Raw genomic sequence first — 17,261 nt, forward strand, 5'->3', positions numbered from 1 at the left:
ATGATCGGATCCCTGCTCATCGCCAACCGGGGCGAGATCGCCATCCGCATCATGCGCACCTGCCGCAAGCTCGGGATCCGCACGATTGCGGTCTATTCCGACGCCGACCGGGAAGCTCGCCATGTGGCCTACGCGGATGAGGCGGTGCGCATCGGGCCTGCCGCCGCGCGCGACAGCTACCTTCGCCCTGATGCCATCATGGAAGCAGCCATCCGCACGCGTGCCGAGGCTATCCATCCCGGCTATGGCTTCCTCTCCGAACGTCCGGACCTGCCCCTGCTGTGCGCCCAAGGGGGCCCGGTCTTTGTGGGACCCTCTGCTGACTGCATCATCGCCATGGGGCCCAAGATTGGCTCGAAGCACATTGCCGAGCGCGCCGGCGTGCCGAGCGTGCCGGGCTATTCCGGTGAGGACCAGTCCACCGGTCGCCTGGCTCAGGAAGCGTTGCGCATCGGCTTCCCCCTGATGCTGAAGGCCTCTGCCGGCGGCGGCGGCAAGGGCATGCGCCGCGTCTTCGATGCCGCCGAGTTGAACTCTGCCCTCGACCTCGTGCGCCGTGAGGCTGAATCGGCCTTCGGTGACCCTGCGCTCCTGATCGAGAAGCTGGTCCAGCGCCCCCGTCACCTCGAAGTCCAGGTGGCCGGCGACAGCCACGGCAACGTTGTCCACCTCTTCGAGCGCGACTGCTCCGTCCAGCGCAACAACCAGAAGGTCCTCGAGGAGGCCCCTGCCCCCAATCTCGCGCCCGCAATCCGCGCCCGGCTTCTTGAACGCGGGCTCGCTTTGGCAAAGGCGATTTCCTACGACAATCTCGGGACCGTGGAGTTCATCCTTGAAGAGGGGGAGGATGATCCCTGGTTCCTCGAGATGAACACCCGCCTCCAGGTCGAGCATACCGTCACTGAGGCGATCACGGGTTTCGACCTCGTGGAATGGCAGATCCGCATTGCCTCCGGTGAGCGGCTGCCGGCTCTGCAGGAGGAAATTCATCAACACAGCCATGCCATCGAGGCGCGGATCACTGCGGAGCGGGCCGATCAGGGGTTTCGCCCGGATGGTGGCCCTATCCGGCTTTATCGCGAGCCGGCCGGACTCCGGATCGACAGCGGTGTTGCAGCGGGCTCTGAAGTCACCCTCTTCTACGACAGCCTTCTCGCCAAGGCGATTGCAACGGGAGACACCCGCGCACTTGCCTGCGCCAAGCTCGCGCGCGGCCTGCGCGACTTCCCGATCTTCGGGCCCTCCACCACCATCCCCTTCCTTGTCGAGGCCATCGAGCATCCGATCTTCGTCGAGGGTCGTGCCACGACTCGCTTCATTGAGGATGCCTTTCCGGAGGGATGGTTACCGGCGAGACCCCTGGCGCGACTGGCCCGTGCGGCTGCAGCAATTCTGGAGGTCTGCTCCGCACCCGCGGCTTCGACAGCAAACTCTGCTTGGTCGCGGCTTGCCGGCTTCCGCCTCTTGGGTCCAGCCGGCGGTCTCTCCGAGGCGCATCTGGTCGCCACCGACGAGACCGCGACGACGGCTTTGACGATCCTGGCTTGCGCCGACGGAACCCACAGCGTCAGTGACGATCAGGGCACTCTCCGCCTGGGCGTCACCACGGACGGCGATGCGGTCGTCATCGAGTGCGATGGCACTCTTCACCAGGGGATCTTTGAACGCTCCGGCGGCAAAGTGCGATTGCTGCTTGCCGGCGAAATCTATGAGTTCGCACTGGCGTCGGCCGTGGCGGTCCTCGCCGGCGCCGGTGCCGGTGCGGCGGGATCTGGTTCGATTCTCGCCCCCATGCCCGGCGTCGTGGTGGAGGTGAGGATGGCCATCGGCGACACGGTCGAGGCCGGCGACATCGTGATTATTCTTGAATCCATGAAGCTGTTCAGTTCCCTGAAGGCTGAGACGGGGGGCGTGGTGACCGACATCGCCTGTCGGCCGGGAGATACGGTTCCCGCAGGCAAGCGGCTCGCCTTGATCGAGCCCGCATCGGCAGCGTGACGGAGCCCTTCCGACCATTCCTTTGACGCACTCATCCAAGACGCGGAGGTCACCCATGGCAGGTCTGTATTTCGAGGAGTTCTTCGTGGGCCAGGAGTTCCATCACGCCTTCAGCCGAACGGTGACGGAGATGGACAACACGATGTTCAGCCTGCTGACGATGAACCCGCAGCCTTTGCATATCGACGCCCATTTCGCCGCTCAGACCGAATTCGGCGAGCGCCTGTTCAACAGCCTCTATACGCTCGGCATCCTGGTCGGCATGACCGTCTATGACACGACGCTCGGGACCACCGTGGGCAATCTGTCCATGACCGACGTGAAGTTTCCGCGGCCCGTGTTCCATGGCGACACCCTGAAGGCGCATACCAAGATCCTCTCCACCCGCCCCAGCAAGTCGCGCCCCACTCAGGGCCTCGTCGAGTTCGAGCACACCGCCACCAACCAGCGCGAGGAGGTGGTGGCCAGCTGCCGCCGCGTCGGCCTCATGCTTTGCCGCCCCAAGGCCTGAACCCCATGCGATCCAGCTGAGAGGATTGCCCCCGGATCCCATTGATTGGGCCGCCCTCCTCCGCTGCCAAATTTGCTCTGCTGCGACGCGCAGGCGCGGTCGCCCCCCGCTGACCAGCGCGCTCTTGTCATTCTTCAGCCACAATCGCGCTGCCGCGGGTTGCGCTTCCGACCTTATGTCTTTATATAGATGATCTCGCTGCAAAGAGCGGGGCCTGGATCCATCCCAGGCCTGAACCTCGAGATCGGATGAAATCCCCTCGTTAAATCAAATATAAAACGGAAGAAAAAATTGGAAATTCTTCTGATTAGTTTTGGACATTATGGTTTCGAAGATATCAGCAAAAAACGTTTATAAAATATTCGGGAATGGTCCCGACGATGCCCTTCGAATGCTGCAAGAGGGGCGGGATAAAGACGCGGTCTTCGAAGCAACGGGACAATCCGTTGGGGTCCAGGATGTCAGTTTCGAGGTCGAAGAGGGCCATATTTTTGTGGTCATGGGCCTGTCGGGCTCCGGAAAGTCGACCCTCATTCGGATGATCAACGGCCTGATCAGGCCCACGGCTGGCGTCATTGCCATCGACGGCGCCGATATCAGCCGTGCCACGGCGGAGGACCTTCGCGCCGTTCGTCGCGAGAAGGTGGCCATGGTCTTCCAGCATTTCGCCCTGTTCCCGCACAAGACCGTGGTTGAAAACGTGGCCTTCGGGCTGAAGATCAAGGGCGTTTCTTCCGCGGAGCAACGGGCTCGGGCACTGACGGTGCTCGAACAAGTGGGACTTGCCGAGCGCGCGGATCGATATCCCGACGAGCTCTCCGGCGGCATGCAGCAACGGGTGGGTCTGGCACGAGGCTTGGCCTCGGATCCCCAGATCCTGCTGATGGATGAGCCCTTCGGCGCCCTCGACCCGCTCATCCGCAGCGACATGCAGGAGGAATTGCTCGAACTGCAGCGCCGGCTCAAGAAGACGATCGTCTTCATCACCCATGACCTGCATGAGGCCCTGACGCTGGGCGACCGCATCGCCATCATGCGCAACGGCCGCTTCGTCCAGGTGGGATCGGCGGAGGAAATCGTCGGATCGCCGGCCGACGGCTATGTGTCGGCCTTCACCAGCGACATCGACCGCTCGCGTGTCTTCACGGCCGCGAGCGTGGCGACGCCGGCCACGATGGTGGAACTCTCATCCACCGGTCCTCACGAGGCGATCAGCGTCATGGAGGAAAAGGCGCTGGATGCTCTGCACGTGACCGATGCAGGTCGGGTTGTGGGCCTCGTCACCTACCGCGATGCGATCGCCGCCGCGCGCAGCGGACATGTATCCCTGGACGAACACGTGACGGCCAATTGGCCGACCAGCGCTCCTCACGCCCATCTGAACACGCTCTATTCCGTGGCCGGGCGGGGTTTGCCGATCCTGCTCAAAGACGATGACGGCCTGCCGGCCGGCGTCGTCGCCCCGAAGGCGGTGTTCGCGAAGCTTGCAGGAGAGGCGTGATGGACCTGATCAGCCCGTCCGATTTCTTCTCGCTTCCCTTCGCCGACTGGGTGAACACCTTCGTCAAGGATTGGTTGGTACCGAACTTCCGCCCCTTCTTTCGGATGATTCAGTGGCCTGTGGTGCAGGTGTTGAACGGCCTGGCCGCAGGTCTCAACGCGACGCCCATGATCGTCTTCACCGCGATCCTGTCGCTGGTCGCTTGGCGCACTGCCGGACGCGGAGTGGCGGTGTTCACGCTGCTCGCCCTGTGCTTCATCGATCTCATCGGATTGTGGCCTGAGACCATGACAACGCTCGCCATGGTGGTCACCGCAGTCCTGTTCTGCGTCGTCATCGGCATACCGTTGGGCATCGCGTCCGCCCGCAGCGATCTCTACGAGGCGATCCAGCGGCCGGTTCTCGACATCATGCAGACGATTCCCTCATTCGTCTATTTGGTGCCGATCGTCATGTTGTTCGGCGTCGGCGTGGTCCCGGGGATCATCGCTACCATCATTTTCGCCCTGCCCCCCATCGTGCGCCTGACCGATCTCGGCATCCGCAATGTCCGCGAGGACCTCACCGAAGCGGCGGACTCCTTTGGCGCCACCCCGTGGCAGACGCTGTGGGAAGTTCAGTTTCCCCTCGCGATGCGCACCATCATGGCGGGCCTGAACCAGACCCTGATGCTGGCCCTGTCGATGGTCGTGATCACCGCCCTCATCGGTGCTGGCGGCCTCGGCCTGACCGTTTTCACCGGCCTCGGCCGGCTCGACGTGGGCAAGGCGACGGCAGGCGGAGTGGGCATTGTATTGCTTGCCATCATCCTCGACCGCATCAGCCAGGCTCTGGGAAAGCGCAAATCGGTGCCCACGGTATCGCTGTTTGCAACCCTTCGCTCATTTTTCGTGCCGGCCAAACGCTCGGCCGGCGCGCCCGAACGGGCCGTCTGAGGCCTGTCGTCAACGACCTTGCATCGAGCAGGGTCTACCTCGCGCGATCCGCCGTCCCGCGAGTAACAAAAATCAAGGAGAGAGACTCATGACGAAACCCAAATTTTCGCGGCGCCTGACCGCTGCCGCCATGGCCGCCGGAATGGCCCTGAGCCTGCCGCTGGGGACGGCGCAAGCGCAGGAAAAACCCGGAGAAGGCACGACTGTCAAGATGGGGCAGGCAACCTGGGATACCGGTTGGTTCCATGCCGCGATCTACAAGAAGCTGCTCGAAGACCTCGGCTACACGGTCGAAGGACCAACGACATTGGACAATCCGCCCTTCTACCAAGCCATGGCGCAAGGCGACCTCGATTTATGGGTGAATGGCTGGTTTCCGCTCCACAACACCTATGAGAGCACCTTCAGCAACGGCGCCGAGAAGATCGGCTATGTGGCAAAGGGTGGCGCGCTCGAGGGATATCTCGTCGACAAGGCATCGGTCGAGAAGTTCGACATCAAGACGCTCGATGATTTCAAGCGCGACGAGGTCAAGAAGGCCTTCGACCGTGACGGCGACGGCAAGGCGGATCTGGTGGCCTGCCCGCCCGGTTGGGGCTGCGAAGTCACCATCGAGCACCATCTCGACGCCTACGGATTGCGGGATTCGGTCAACCCGATCAAGGCGAGCTACGCAGCCTCAATGGCCGACGCGGTGGCCGCTCACGGCGAAGGCAAGCCCATCCTTTTCTATACGTGGACACCAAACTGGACGGTCGACGTCCTGAAGCCGGGTAAGGATGTCGTGTGGATCGAGGTTCCCAAGGTCGATCTGCCCGAGGCTCAGAAGAGCCTGGAGGACGCCGCCACCATGGCAGGCGTTGCAGGCTGTGTCGAAGATCCATGCCGCTTGGGCTTTCCCGCCAACGATATTCGCCCGGTCGCCAACAGTGAGTTCGTGAAGGAGAACCCGGCAGCGAAGGTGCTGCTGGAGGAGGTCAGCATCCCCATCGCAGACATCTTTGCTCAGAACGCGACGATGAATAAGGGCGAAGGCGATTCAGAGGATATCGCGCGCCATGCCGATGAATGGGTCGAGGCCCATGCCGATCTGGTGAAGGGCTGGCTTGATAAGGCCCGCACCGCTGCCGATTGAGGGGAGCGTGGTGGGCGCCTGAGGGGCGCCCACCGCACACATTCATCTGTTGATTGAGGACGGCATCGTAATGACAATTTCTGGCAGAGCGGATCAGGCCACGCCTGAGACTACCCTGGGCCTGCGCATCGCCATGGCGCGCGAAGCCCTGGGCCTGGCGCCGGTGGAGGCGGCCCATCGGCTGGGAGTGCAGGTGGAGACATGGAACGCCTGGGAGAGTGATTCAGACAAACCCCGGCCCAACCGTCTCGTGATGATGGCCGGACTGCTGGGTGTCGGACTGACCTGGCTTATGGCTGGCATGGGGCCGGCGCCAACCCCTCGGAACCAGGAGGACGATGCCAGCGACGTGCTGCGGGATCTGGAAGCCGCCTCCGCGGAGGCTTTCCAATCGCAACAACGCGTCCAGGCCCTGGTCAACCGTCTGCGCAATGAAGCCCCTCCGCCGCGCGGGAGTTCTGCCCAGGTTGTCATGGAGGGATAGGTAAGACCTCGATGATCTCCCTAAGGTTGGACGCAGTCCAGGTCCTTAGGGAGACACTACGATGACGAGCGGCAGCGGCATTAACGGGCCGACCGACCGGTCTCGAATACCAGGAGCGTCGACCCTCCGGATGCTCCCGCCGAGACGCTTAGAGCCCAAGGCCGCGATAGGGAGGAGCACCGTAATACTCGTCGATGCTGCGGGTATAGTCTTCGTTCCATCGGGGATTTTCTCTCGCCGCGTAAGACGGCGCTCCCGTTAAGGTGTCTTTGTCCAGGTCGATCACATACCCGCCTTGTGCTGTGTCATAATCCAGCACACTCCATGGGAGGGGGTGGTAGCTTTCTCCCATGCCGAGGAATCCGCCAAAGGACATGACGGCATAGGCAACTTGTCCGGAGCGCTTGTCGATCATCACGTCATAGATCGAGCCGAGGCTTTCGCCCTGCCGGTTATAGACATTCGTGCCCTCCACCTTGCTTGCAGCGATGAGTGTTCCCGTCTCGTCGGCTGAAACATCGGTGGTCTGCGCGTTGTAACTTGTCATTATGCCGCCTCCTGATGGCTGAACTGATGAAACCGCCAGGTCCGGACAATGTTCCGGATCCGCGATCAGGCGCACCAATTGTGAGCCGCCGTAAACACTTCGAACCGGAACCTTGATCCAGTGGAGACATTCTCGACTCTGTTGAGGATCGAGTGACGAACAGGGAACCGTGCAGGATGCCGGATCACGGGGAGCGAGAATGTGCGGCGTGGTCACTCCCCCGAAGGCGAACGATCCGTCACGTCCTGGGGGCGTTTTTCATCTGCGCGGCCTCCTTCACCGCGGCCGCTCAGGAACCTGCCGACCAGGATAGGCATCGCGGCGTTGCCCTGGAGGCTCTCAATGCTGATCGAGAGCGCAATGGCTTGGGCCCCCTCGGTTTGGGAGAGGCTCTCAATCGGGCAGCAGCAACTCACGCCGAAGACATGCTGAAGCGCAACTTCTACGCGCACACATCGCCTGAAGGAGAGACCGTCCAGGATCGCTATGTCGCGGCCGGCGGTAGCCGATGGGAGCTCGTGGCGGAGAACATTGCCCGCTGCGTCGGCTGTTCACTGTCGGCGGACATGGTGCGCAAACTACAGCAGGACTGGATGGAGAGCCCCGAGCATCGCCGCAACATCCTCGCCCGCGGCCTCGAGCGTTTCGGCTTCGGCATCGTCCTTGGTGACGACGGAACGCTCTATGCAGTACAGACCTTTGCCGGTCCTGGGGTTGCGCAAAACCTCGCCGAGGGCGAATCGGCTCAGCCTGTCAAGGGCAAGCAAGCCGCCGGGATCATGCTCGACAAGATTAATGCGGTGCGACGGCAATCTGGCGCTTCGCCCCTCCGGCTCAGCGAGACACTGTCGACGGCCGCAAGCGCGCTCTTGCCCGAAAGCGACGACGAACCCTTTGCCGTGCGCGCCGAAGGCGGCCTCTACGACGCTTTACCGGACGATCGACCGCGGCAATGGCGTCGGCTCGCGACGGCATCGGGCGCCTGTGGCGGCTGTGGCCGTGAGCCCGCCCGCTCCGACGTGGCAGCCTTCGCAGACAACTGGCTCGAGGACCCGGGCATCCGACGCTCTCTGCTGGATGAAAACCTCACTCATCTCGGCTTCGACATCACCGCGAACGGAGAGGGCAAGAAGCTGGCCGTCGCGGTTCTCGGCGAGTACCAGTGAGGCCACACCGGCCGGTCAGGAATCCATGCAGCCGTTAAAGTCGAGGCACTCGCGCAGCAGCCGAGCCCTAAAAACGCCCTCCGTCAGGAGTGCGCCGCGGAGTACCCGAGCAAGACAGAAGGCATCACGGATAGGCTGAGATGTGTTCTTGGGACTCTCGAAAATTTCTCACACCTCCTCAAAGAACGGCGGCGGCTTCAGAAGGACAGCGCATCCTCCAGCCCATCCTGCTTCTGCCCGCGCGCCACGATCTGCAGCATGCCATCGCGCAGCGGCCGTTGCAGCGCGGCCGCCTCCGACCAGTCCGCCCGCATCCAGACATCGCGCTCCTCAGCGGTGGTGAGGATCACCGGCATGGCTTTGGGGTGGATGGGCGCCACCTCTGCATTGGGCTCCGTGGTCAGGAAGCCATAGAGGTCGCAACTGACCTCCCCCTCCTTCACCTTGCGCACACAGGTCCAAGGCGTCCAAAGCCCGGCGAAGAACGCCAGCGGCCGGCTCTCGTCGAAGGCAAACCAGATGTCACCGCCCGCTTCGGCATTGAACTCTGAGAAGCTCGTGAACGGCACCAGGCACCGATTCTCGCGCCCAAGCCAGCGCCGCCAATGCTGGCTGCCGACATTGCGGATGTTGGTCGTGCCCTTGTCGGGCTCCCTCCGCAGCAGCTCCTTGAAATCGACGGCCTGGCCCTTGGCCTCCAGCTTCTGCGCCCGCCTTTGCGTGGCCTCCATGAGCGCCCTTTGCGACGACGGCATGCCCCAGCGCGCCATGACCATCTCCAGGCCTTCCGGCGCGTTGCGGATGATGGGGGCCGAGTAATCCGGAAAGATCCCTGGCAGCGGCGGCAGGTTCCCCGTGCCGTCGCGCCAAGGGCGGATCAGCTCGTTGATCGCCTGCTGGCCCTTGGTCTGGCTGTAGAGGTTGCACATGACGGTTACCGATCGTAGTCCGCCATATAGGACGTGGCCTCAGCTGCCGACAAGGCGTCGGCGGCATAGGTGAATGTCCCCTTTTCCTTCACTTCCCGAGCAGCGCGCATGAAGCCGCCAAGGGCAGCGCGGGCCAGCGATCCGCCGACACTGATGCGCTTCACGCCGGCATCCTCGAGCTGGGCGACGGAAAATGAGGGGCCCGACAGGCCCATGACCACATTGACCGGACAAGTCACGGCCGAACACACCGTCCTGATGGCCTCGAGGCCGGGGAGCCCGGGGGCGTAAACCACATGCGCGCCGGCCCGCTCGAAGGCCTGAAGACGGCGAATGGTATCCTCCAGATCCGGTCTTCCATGCAGGAAGTTTTCCGCCCGCGCCGTCAAAATGAACGGACGGTTTCGCGCCTGTTCCGCCGCAGCAGCCACTCTCTCCACGGCGAGGGCGAAGTCGAAGATGGGCCTGTCCGGATCGCCGGTCGCATCCTCGATGGAGCCGCCCACCAGCCCGATCTCGCTGGCCAGCGCGATGGTCTCCGCACAGGCTGCCGGCTCTGATCCGAGTCCGTCCTCGAGATCGGCGGAGACAGGCAAATGCGTCGCCTCAACGATGTCTTTGGCATTTCGCAGGACCTCGTCCCGCGACAGGGCTGCCGCTGAATCTCGTCGTCCGATGGAAAATGCAAAGCCGGCGCTGGTCGTGGCCAGGGCTTCGAAGCCCAAGGCCGTCAAGATCCGAGCCGACCCGGCGTCCCAGGGATTTGGGATGACGAAGGCACCCGACCGCGTATGCAGGCTCCGGAACCGCTCGAACTTCTCTTGCGACATTGTCATGTCTCAGCTCCCGGTCATGTCTCAGCTCCCGCTCCCGCTCCCGACCCCGGCCCCCGGCCCCCGGCCCCAAGAGTTCGGCCAGGAGCCGCCTCCCGGAACAGAATAAGAACATATTTGGGAACAACGTCAACGGCCATGACGATTAAAGATGGTTTCGTCAACAAACAACGCCACTGCCGCCCCAGCGCGGAGCTCCGTGACACCCGTCTGGAGACCCCGCTCGACCCGTGATATGACGTGAGCGTGCCCTCCATGGAACCCGCATGTCGCTCATCTCGAGTAGGCTTCTCACCGAACCCGCGCCCCTGTCTTGGATCGTCCATCAGCGCTGGCATCCCTGGCTCGTCCTTGGGCTGGTCTGCGTGGGCGCCTTTGTCGGCCAGCTCGATGCCACCATCGTCCAGCTTGCGCTTCCGTCCCTGGGTGCGACCTTCGATGCTCCCCTCCAGCATGTCAGCTGGGTCGCGCTGGCCTATCTCCTGGCCTTTGCCTCGTTCCTGCCGATCTTCGGTCGCCTCTGCGAGATGTTTGGCCGAAAAAGTCTCTATATCGTGGGCTACGCCCTCTTCATTGTCGCAAGTGCCCTTTGCGGTTTGGCCGCGACATTGGAGCAATTGCTGCTTTTCCGCGTCCTGCAGGGGATCGGCGGCTCTCTGCTGGGAGCGAACTCGATCGCCATTCTGGTTGCGACCGTACCGACGGAGGCGCGGGGCCGGGCGCTCGGATATTTCGCGGCGGCACAGGCAATCGGCATGAGCGCAGGGCCCGCCCTGGGCGGTTTCATCCTGGCGAATCTCGGCTGGCGCTGGATCTTCTGGGTCACCGTCCCCTTCGGCGCGCTCGCCATCATCATCGGTTGGCTGGCACTGCCGCGCTCGACGATCGGCGCCCGGAAATCCTTCGACTTTGGCGGTGCATTGCTGATCGGTCCGGCCTTGATCCTGATCGTGGCGACCTTGAACCACATGTCGCATTGGGGCCTGTTCTCCCCCGTCACACTGGGCAGCTTCAGCCTGGCGGCCTTGCTCCTGTGGCTTCTGGCGCGACAGGAGCGCGCCTCATCCTCGCCCCTCATCGATCCGCGACTGTTTCAAAGCCCGTCCTTTCGCTGCGGGACCCTGGCGGTGATCCTTGCCTATGCTCTGCTGTACGGAACGTTTTTCCTCATGTCCTTCGCTCTGGGCCACGGCTATGGCGAGCCACTTGCCGAAGTGGGCCTGCGCCTGGCCATCGTGCCCGTTGCCATTGGTCTCACCGCTCCTTTCAGTGCGCGCATCAAGGATCGCATGGGTGAGGGGCTGATAAGTGTCGTCGCCATGCTGCTTTGCGGCCTCGGCGTCACGATCATGATGCTCTCGGTGGGGGTCTCCCCCAACCACCGGCTGCTCGACACCATGGCCTTTACATTGATCGGCATCGGCCTCGGCTTGTTCATTGCCCCCACCAACAATTGGACCATCGCGTCCGTCCCTGCCGAGCTTGCGGGCGCGGCCGGCTCGACCCTCAATCTGATGCGGGTCCTGGGAACCAGTCTCGGCGTAGCCGTCGGCGCGACGACATTGGCGTGGCGCTTGAGTGAAGTCACGGGCAAGGATCGCGATTGGCTCACGGCCGACAGTGAAAGCCTGCTGACCGCGGTGCATGAAAGTCTTCCGGCATTGCTGGTGATCGCCGTGGCGGCCGCCCTGGTCGCCTGGCGAGGAGCACCCGCCGGCAAGGCGGCACAGCTCACTTGATCGTCAGGCGCGCAAAACCACCCGGCCCTGCCAGCCCCCGCACTGCCGCCTCCTGGTTTCGCGCCTCCTCGGTTGTTCCGGATTCGGAACCGGCGTCATTCGCTGCAGCTTTCTAGGGGCACAGGAGAATGCGTCATGGTCCCGAGAGATCTGAAATCACAGCCCCAGGGCGAGAGGCCTCGACTTCAGCCGCAGCGAGACGCGGACGCCCCGGATCCGCCGCGCCGCCGCGCCGGGTCGCCGGAGGCGGATTGCGAACAAGAATGAATCATGCAGAACCCCTACCCCGCTTAGGCTGAGATCTCGTCTGAAGGGCCGCGGTGGCAGATCAACCGTGAGGGGTAAGACGACGCAAGAGAGTGACCCGAGGCATTCGAGGGTCTAGGGGCGGTGACCGGCGGTGGAAACATCCTCCACGTCGCCGCTTTTTTCGGGTCCCCACCCTTGACCCGTCCCCCCGCCCTGGCCTCCACCGCCCTGGCCTCCACCGCCCTGCCTTGATCCCTCTTTTCCCCGCTCTCTGCCCGCTCCACCAGGACCGGAGGGACGAGTGGGGCCCTGCAGCGGAATCTGGAGGTCGGCCGGTATGGGGTCGAGGTCGAGTGCTTTGCGAATGAAGTCCCGCAGCGAGATCACGAGATCATGCATATGCACCGGCTGGCCGGCGACCAGCGCGCGCGCCGCGTGTTCGGCAAGGCGGACATGCTCTTCGGTTCCCAGCAGGATCACGTCAGACAAGGCCGCTTCGACCGCATCGCGGATGCGCCGCCTGCGGTCCGATCCAGCCGCGCGCTCCCCAGCAACGTCGGAGGTTGTCTCAGCCTCGCCCTCAGCGCTCTCGCTGCGTCGGCGCAGCTCTCCAAGGTGAGCAGGATCGACACTGAGGTCTCCGGTGAAAGAGCCTCCGAGGACCTTGTAAGCTGCGATCAGCGTGCGCAACCGCTCGTTGATCTGACGGTTCATGCGCTCTCGCCGCTGCTGGATTGTGAACATCATCAACAAGCGGATGCCGACGCCGATAAGCGTAAACAGCGCCAATCCGATCAGTGTCGCGAGCAGACCCTGCCATGAACTGAAATCAATGATCCGCAGCGATGCCTCCCGACGATTCTCGGTTCTCTCGAACCTTGCTCCTGCCACCATCACCAACCAGCCGGCATCCCTCGCGGATCTCTGTTAGTGCTCGGTCGAAGACCATCATAGTCTGTGCGCCTCGCCAGCCTGAAGGAGCCAGCATGTTGACGCTCTATTCCTATCCCCCATTGTTCGGTGTAGCCGACAACAACGGCTATGGCCTGAAAATCTTCGCCTTCTTGCAGGTCTCCCGGATCCCTTTTCGTCATGAGCACGTGTTCGACGCGTCGGCAGCACCAAGAGGACAGCTTCCCTACATCACGCAGGACGACATGACGGTTGGGGACAGCGGGAAGATCATCGATTTTCTTCGGAAGCGTTACACGTCGAACGTCGAAGAAAACTTGGCCGACGGAAATCCAACAATGGATCATCTCGTCACGAGAATGCTCGATGATCTCTATTGGGTGATCTCCTACTCACGCTGGAAAGACGACCGCTACTGGCCACTTTTCCGTGACGCTTTTCTAAATGAACACTCCGTTCTGACCGAAGCGGACCTGATAAGAGCCCGTGACTATAATTTTCAGCGCTATCACTTCCAAGGCATAGGCCGCTACGAACCTGATGACGCCTATCAGCGCGGATTGGCCGATCTGAAGGTTCTCGCAGATCTTCTCCCTAAGCAAGGCTATATGCACGGCCAGAGGCCATCCACCGTCGACGCAGCCATTTACGGGTTTATTGCGAACATCTACTTCTACGCGATCGAAACGCCTTTGAAGAGATATGTTCTGGAGCATCAGAACATCGTCGATCACTGCTGCAGAATGCATGCTGCTGTGGCGAGCGGTAACTCTCGCAATGCGTCCCCTCCCGGCAGCAGCACCACCAGCTTGTAGTCCGGCCGCTCGGCCGGAGAGAAGGTATGCTGCGCGAAGGTGAGCGGGCCGTCTGCCGGATGGAGGAAGCTCCGTGCTCCACCCTCGCGCGCCAGGACGGCCTGCCGGTCCCAGGCATCGGCAAAGAAATCGGAGGCGCTTTTCAAGTCGTCGACGAGGGCCATCATGGCCGGATCATTCAGGGCATGGCCATAATCGGCACGAAATTCCGCCAGCAATCGCAAGGCGCGATCCCTCCAGTCCGGCAGCAGGCTGCGCGCCGAGGGGTCGGTGAACGCGTAACGCAGCAGATTCTTCTGCTGCCCTGCTCCGAGCCAGCCATCGAAGAGATGTTCGGCCGCCCTGTTCCAGCAGCAGGCATTCCACAGCCTGTCCAGACCGTAAGCAGGAGGAGCGAGCGCCTCGACCAGGGCGCGCACAGAGTCCGGGGCGGCCGAGATCGGTTTGGACGGTACCGAATCAGGATCGCGGCGTCCGGCCAGCTCGAACAGATAGGCCCGCTCGGCGGGCGTCAAGGCGAGAGCGACGGCCAGCCGGGCGAGGGCCTCGGGCGACGCGCTGACATCGCGACCTTGCTCGATCCAGGCACACCAGGTGACGCCGATGCCGGCCCGCAGCGCCAGTTCCTCGCGTCGCAGTCCGGGGGTCCGCCGTCTGCGGACCAGTGCCTCGGGCGCCATGCGCTCGCGGTGGGAGCGCAGGAACTGCCCCAAGAGTCGCCGCTGTTCTTTGGTCTTCATGGGAGTCAGTGTAATAGGATAAAGCCCCCCATTGTACTAGGCTGAAAAACGCGCTTTCTCAGGGCGAGGAGGATGAATTCCATGACCCGCTCACATGATGCTGTCGTTCAAGATCAGTTTGGCCCGCGCGCCGAGGCCTATGTGCACAGCGCCGTCCACGCCGGCGGCGAGGATCTCGATGCGCTGGAGGCAATGGCGCGCCTGCGCGCTCCGCAAAAAGCGCTCGATCTGGGGGCGGGGGGCGGCCATGTCGCCTATCGGCTCGCGCCCCACTCCGTCTCGGTGACGGCCTGTGATCTGTCAGCCGACATGATGGCCGCCGTCGCGGCGACGGCGCGCCAACGACACCTGCCGAACATCGAGACATGCATCGCTCCGGCCGAGCACCTCCCCTTCGATGATGCCGCGTTCGACTTCCTCGCCTGCCGCTTCTCCGCCCACCACTGGCATGATTTCGAGGCTGGCCTGCGGCAGGCGCGGCGTGTGCTGAAGCCCGGCGCGACGGCCGTCTTCATCGACGTCGTCTCACCGGGTCCGGCGGCGTTCGACACGCATCTGCAGGCTGTCGAGCTGCTTCGCGATCCCTCCCACATCCGCAACTACACGGCTGCCGGCTGGTGCGCTGCCCTGGTCAGGGCCGGTTTCCATGTCCAGACCACCCAGGCGCGGCGCCTGCGGATGGATTATCCGGTCTGGGTCGACCGCATGCGCACCCCCGACACCCACCGAGCGGCCATCCGTTCGCTGCAGCAGAACGCCTCCCGCGAGACGGCGGACTATTACGGCATCGAGCCCGATGGCTCCTTCACGCTCGACACGCTGCAGATAGAGGCCACCGCAGCCTGAACAAAACTCGGGACGGCTGAACGAGCGGCGCAATTCGGCTCCGTAGGCCCTCCCGGTCTTCTTCGCGGGCATAATTATCGTCCCGCGAAGAGGCCAGCCACCCAGTCGACGAAAATCCGCAGCCGATTGCTCAAATGGCGGTTCGGCGGATAGACAACATAAAGCGGCATGGTCTCGGCAGTCCAATCCTCCAGGATCGGAAGCAGCGCTCCTGTTGCGAATTGTTCACTGACCATGAAGCGGGGCGTCTGTATGGCACCGAGCCCCGTCATGCCGGCGGCCAGATAGGCGCTGCTGTCGTTGACGGAGATGATGTAGCGCCCATTGACCTCCAGCATCTCCTCTCCGCGGGTGAAACTGAACGGCAAATGCCGCGCCAAGGCTTGGCTGAAGTAGCTCACGACAGGATGGTCTCGCTCGAAATCTGTCGGATGGGCAGGCGTGCCGAAGCGCTCGAGATAGGCGGGAGTCGCGCAAGTGACGAAGGGCAGTTCACCGATCCGACGGGCAACGAGAGACGGATTGCGAAGCTCTCCGCTGCGCAGCACGCAATCCACGTTCTCCCCGGTCAGATCGACCGCCCGATCACCAATTCCGATGTCGATCTGAATATCGGGGTAGAGATCGTGAAATCCTGGCAAGGCCGGCAGCACCACAAGCTGTGCCAGGGGCGAGACCATATCGACCCGCAGGCGACCCTGCGGTTTGGCCTGGGACTGGGAGACCATGCCGTCCAGCTCATCGAGGTCCGACAGGATGCGGACAACGCGCTCGTAATAGGCTGCACCATCCGAGGTGACCGTCACCCGTCGTGTCGTGCGGTTGAGCAGCTTCGTTCTCAAGTGAGCCTCTAGCTCTTGGATGAGCTTCGACGCTGTGGCCTTGGGGATCTGGGTGAGCTGAGAGGCGCGGGTGAGGGTTCCCGCCTCCACCACCTTCGTGAACACCCGCATCGCGGAAAGCTGATCCATTTTTTCCCTATTGTCCACTGGTAGAAACAATGAAGTCACAATACGGCTATTTATTCCCGCCAAGAATAGAATAAATCTACCGCACTGCAACAGAAGAAACCGACATGACCGCAGCCGATCACCTTCTCCATTGCGCCAAATCCGACATGGCGATCCGTGTCTACGGCGAGCGCGTGGGCTCCGCAGCGGCACCGGTTGTGCTGCATCTCCATGGCGGCGCCTTCGTCGAGGGCTCCCTGGACAGTGGTCAGTTGGTGGCAGGACTTCTCGCCGACTCTGGGGCCATCGTGATCTCGGCAGCCTATCCGCTTTCGCCCGAACAATGTTTTCCCACGCCCCTGGGCACGGCGTTTGAGGCCCTGAACTGGGTGTTCGAAAACCGTGCGCGCTTCGGCACGCGGAAATCTCAGATTGTCGTGGCCGGAGAGGAAGCGGGCGGCAATCTTGCCGCAGCCCTCGCCTTGATGGCGCGCGATCGGCGGATGCCCCCCCTGGCCGGTCAGATCCTGCTGTCGCCCATGCTGGATCCCGGGATGAGCACGGGCTCGATGCGCGACGCCTGTGCGGGTCCGGTCGGCTGCAAATGGGCGGATGGTTGGCACCAATATCTGGGCACCGCCGACAAGGCCTCTCATCCTTATGCTGCACCGCTCGGGTCGACCCGACTGGCCGGCTTGGCACCCGCATTGATCATCACCGCGGAAGACGATCTCTTTCATGACGAGAGCCTCGCCTATGCCGCCCGGCTGCGGCAGGCCGGGGTACCCGTCACCGAACACGTTCTTGCGGCACCGACCCATTGGCCCTGCGCCCTCTCTGACCCGGCCCTTACAGCACCGGCCTGGGCGGCAGAACTGCGCAGCCACATCGCGTCCTTCTTCGCCGAAATCGCGAAGACCAAGGGAGCGGCCGCCTCATTCAAATCAAGGGGAGCCTGAATTCAGGCTGAG

General features: G+C 63.0%; 17 protein-coding genes. 11 read left to right on the forward strand and 6 right to left on the reverse strand.

What is annotated here, in order from left to right; genetic code table 11:
* The 6 genes from FKM97_RS15230 (at position 1) to FKM97_RS15255 (ending at position 6,564) form a co-directional block, all read left to right on the forward strand.
* Positions 1-1,998: an acetyl/propionyl/methylcrotonyl-CoA carboxylase subunit alpha gene (locus FKM97_RS15230; RefSeq protein ID WP_205015050.1), complete on the forward strand. Its 1,998-nt coding sequence runs from the start codon at positions 1-3 to the stop codon at positions 1,996-1,998.
* A gap of 55 nt (positions 1,999-2,053) precedes the next feature.
* Positions 2,054-2,509 (forward strand): MaoC family dehydratase, encoded by a 456-nt coding sequence (locus FKM97_RS15235; protein WP_144293283.1) that lies wholly within the window; start codon positions 2,054-2,056, stop codon positions 2,507-2,509.
* A gap of 391 nt (positions 2,510-2,900) precedes the next feature.
* A complete protein-coding gene (locus FKM97_RS15240; RefSeq protein ID WP_246105101.1) occupies positions 2,901-4,010 on the forward strand; it encodes a quaternary amine ABC transporter ATP-binding protein in 1,110 nt (369 codons plus the stop codon).
* A complete protein-coding gene (locus FKM97_RS15245; protein WP_144293285.1) occupies positions 4,010-4,945 on the forward strand; it encodes an ABC transporter permease in 936 nt (311 codons plus the stop codon). Before FKM97_RS15240 ends, FKM97_RS15245 begins: the two co-directional genes overlap by 1 nt.
* A gap of 88 nt (positions 4,946-5,033) precedes the next feature.
* Complete coding sequence (gene proX / locus FKM97_RS15250) at positions 5,034-6,080, forward strand: glycine betaine/L-proline ABC transporter substrate-binding protein ProX (protein ID WP_342783557.1); 1,047 nt, start codon at positions 5,034-5,036, stop codon at positions 6,078-6,080.
* A gap of 70 nt (positions 6,081-6,150) precedes the next feature.
* Complete coding sequence (locus FKM97_RS15255) at positions 6,151-6,564, forward strand: helix-turn-helix domain-containing protein (protein ID WP_144293286.1); 414 nt, start codon at positions 6,151-6,153, stop codon at positions 6,562-6,564.
* Positions 6,565-6,712: 148 nt separating this feature from the next.
* Here FKM97_RS15255 and FKM97_RS15260 read toward each other — a convergent pair whose 3' ends face one another.
* Positions 6,713-7,111: a PRC-barrel domain-containing protein gene (locus FKM97_RS15260; protein ID WP_144293287.1), complete on the reverse strand. Its 399-nt coding sequence runs from the start codon at positions 7,109-7,111 to the stop codon at positions 6,713-6,715.
* A 176-nt stretch (positions 7,112-7,287) separates the two neighbouring features.
* Between FKM97_RS15260 and FKM97_RS15265 the strand changes: the two genes are divergently transcribed.
* Positions 7,288-8,277 carry a CAP domain-containing protein gene (locus FKM97_RS15265; RefSeq protein WP_144293288.1) on the forward strand — a complete coding sequence of 330 codons (990 nt, stop codon included), beginning with the start codon at positions 7,288-7,290 and terminating at the stop codon, positions 8,275-8,277.
* A 197-nt stretch (positions 8,278-8,474) separates the two neighbouring features.
* Here FKM97_RS15265 and FKM97_RS15270 read toward each other — a convergent pair whose 3' ends face one another.
* Together FKM97_RS15270 and FKM97_RS15275 are read right to left on the reverse strand one after the other, a co-directional pair.
* The gene (locus tag FKM97_RS15270; protein ID WP_144293289.1) at positions 8,475-9,206 is read right to left on the reverse strand and encodes an SOS response-associated peptidase; all 732 of its coding nucleotides are present in this window, start codon (positions 9,204-9,206) and stop codon (positions 8,475-8,477) included.
* A 5-nt stretch (positions 9,207-9,211) separates the two neighbouring features.
* Positions 9,212-10,042, reverse strand: coding sequence for an isocitrate lyase/PEP mutase family protein (locus FKM97_RS15275; protein ID WP_144293290.1), 831 nt, complete (start codon positions 10,040-10,042; stop codon positions 9,212-9,214).
* 263 nt (positions 10,043-10,305) lie between these two features.
* Between FKM97_RS15275 and FKM97_RS15280 the strand changes: the two genes are divergently transcribed.
* Complete coding sequence (locus FKM97_RS15280; protein ID WP_144293291.1) at positions 10,306-11,778, forward strand: MFS transporter; 1,473 nt, start codon at positions 10,306-10,308, stop codon at positions 11,776-11,778.
* 381 nt (positions 11,779-12,159) lie between these two features.
* Here the strand turns inward: FKM97_RS15280 and FKM97_RS15285 are convergent, their stop codons facing one another.
* Positions 12,160-12,921: a hypothetical protein gene (locus FKM97_RS15285; RefSeq protein ID WP_205015052.1), complete on the reverse strand. Its 762-nt coding sequence runs from the start codon at positions 12,919-12,921 to the stop codon at positions 12,160-12,162.
* Between the two features lie 92 nt (positions 12,922-13,013).
* Between FKM97_RS15285 and FKM97_RS15290 the strand changes: the two genes are divergently transcribed.
* On the forward strand, positions 13,014-13,754 hold the full coding sequence (locus tag FKM97_RS15290) for a glutathione S-transferase C-terminal domain-containing protein (RefSeq protein WP_144293292.1): 741 nt from the start codon (positions 13,014-13,016) through the stop codon (positions 13,752-13,754).
* Here the strand turns inward: FKM97_RS15290 and FKM97_RS15295 are convergent.
* The gene (locus tag FKM97_RS15295) at positions 13,670-14,494 is read right to left on the reverse strand and encodes an MmyB family transcriptional regulator (RefSeq protein WP_144293293.1); all 825 of its coding nucleotides are present in this window, start codon (positions 14,492-14,494) and stop codon (positions 13,670-13,672) included. The genes FKM97_RS15290 and FKM97_RS15295 overlap by 85 nt on opposite strands.
* A gap of 81 nt (positions 14,495-14,575) precedes the next feature.
* Here FKM97_RS15295 and FKM97_RS15300 point away from each other — a divergent pair, with 81 nt between their 5' ends.
* Positions 14,576-15,340: a class I SAM-dependent methyltransferase gene (locus tag FKM97_RS15300; RefSeq protein ID WP_144293294.1), complete on the forward strand. Its 765-nt coding sequence runs from the start codon at positions 14,576-14,578 to the stop codon at positions 15,338-15,340.
* 74 nt (positions 15,341-15,414) lie between these two features.
* On the opposite strand, the gene FKM97_RS15305 is transcribed toward FKM97_RS15300, so the two are convergent.
* On the reverse strand, positions 15,415-16,311 hold the full coding sequence (locus FKM97_RS15305) for a LysR family transcriptional regulator (protein ID WP_144293295.1): 897 nt from the start codon (positions 16,309-16,311) through the stop codon (positions 15,415-15,417).
* Between the two features lie 104 nt (positions 16,312-16,415).
* Between FKM97_RS15305 and FKM97_RS15310 the strand changes: the two genes are divergently transcribed.
* Complete coding sequence (locus FKM97_RS15310) at positions 16,416-17,249, forward strand: alpha/beta hydrolase (RefSeq protein ID WP_144293296.1); 834 nt, start codon at positions 16,416-16,418, stop codon at positions 17,247-17,249.
* The last annotated feature ends 12 nt before the right edge of the window (positions 17,250-17,261 follow it).

It is taken from the genome of Rhodoligotrophos appendicifer (assembly GCF_007474605.1).
In the GTDB taxonomy this organism is placed as follows: Bacteria; Pseudomonadota; Alphaproteobacteria; order Rhizobiales; family Im1; genus Rhodoligotrophos; species Rhodoligotrophos appendicifer.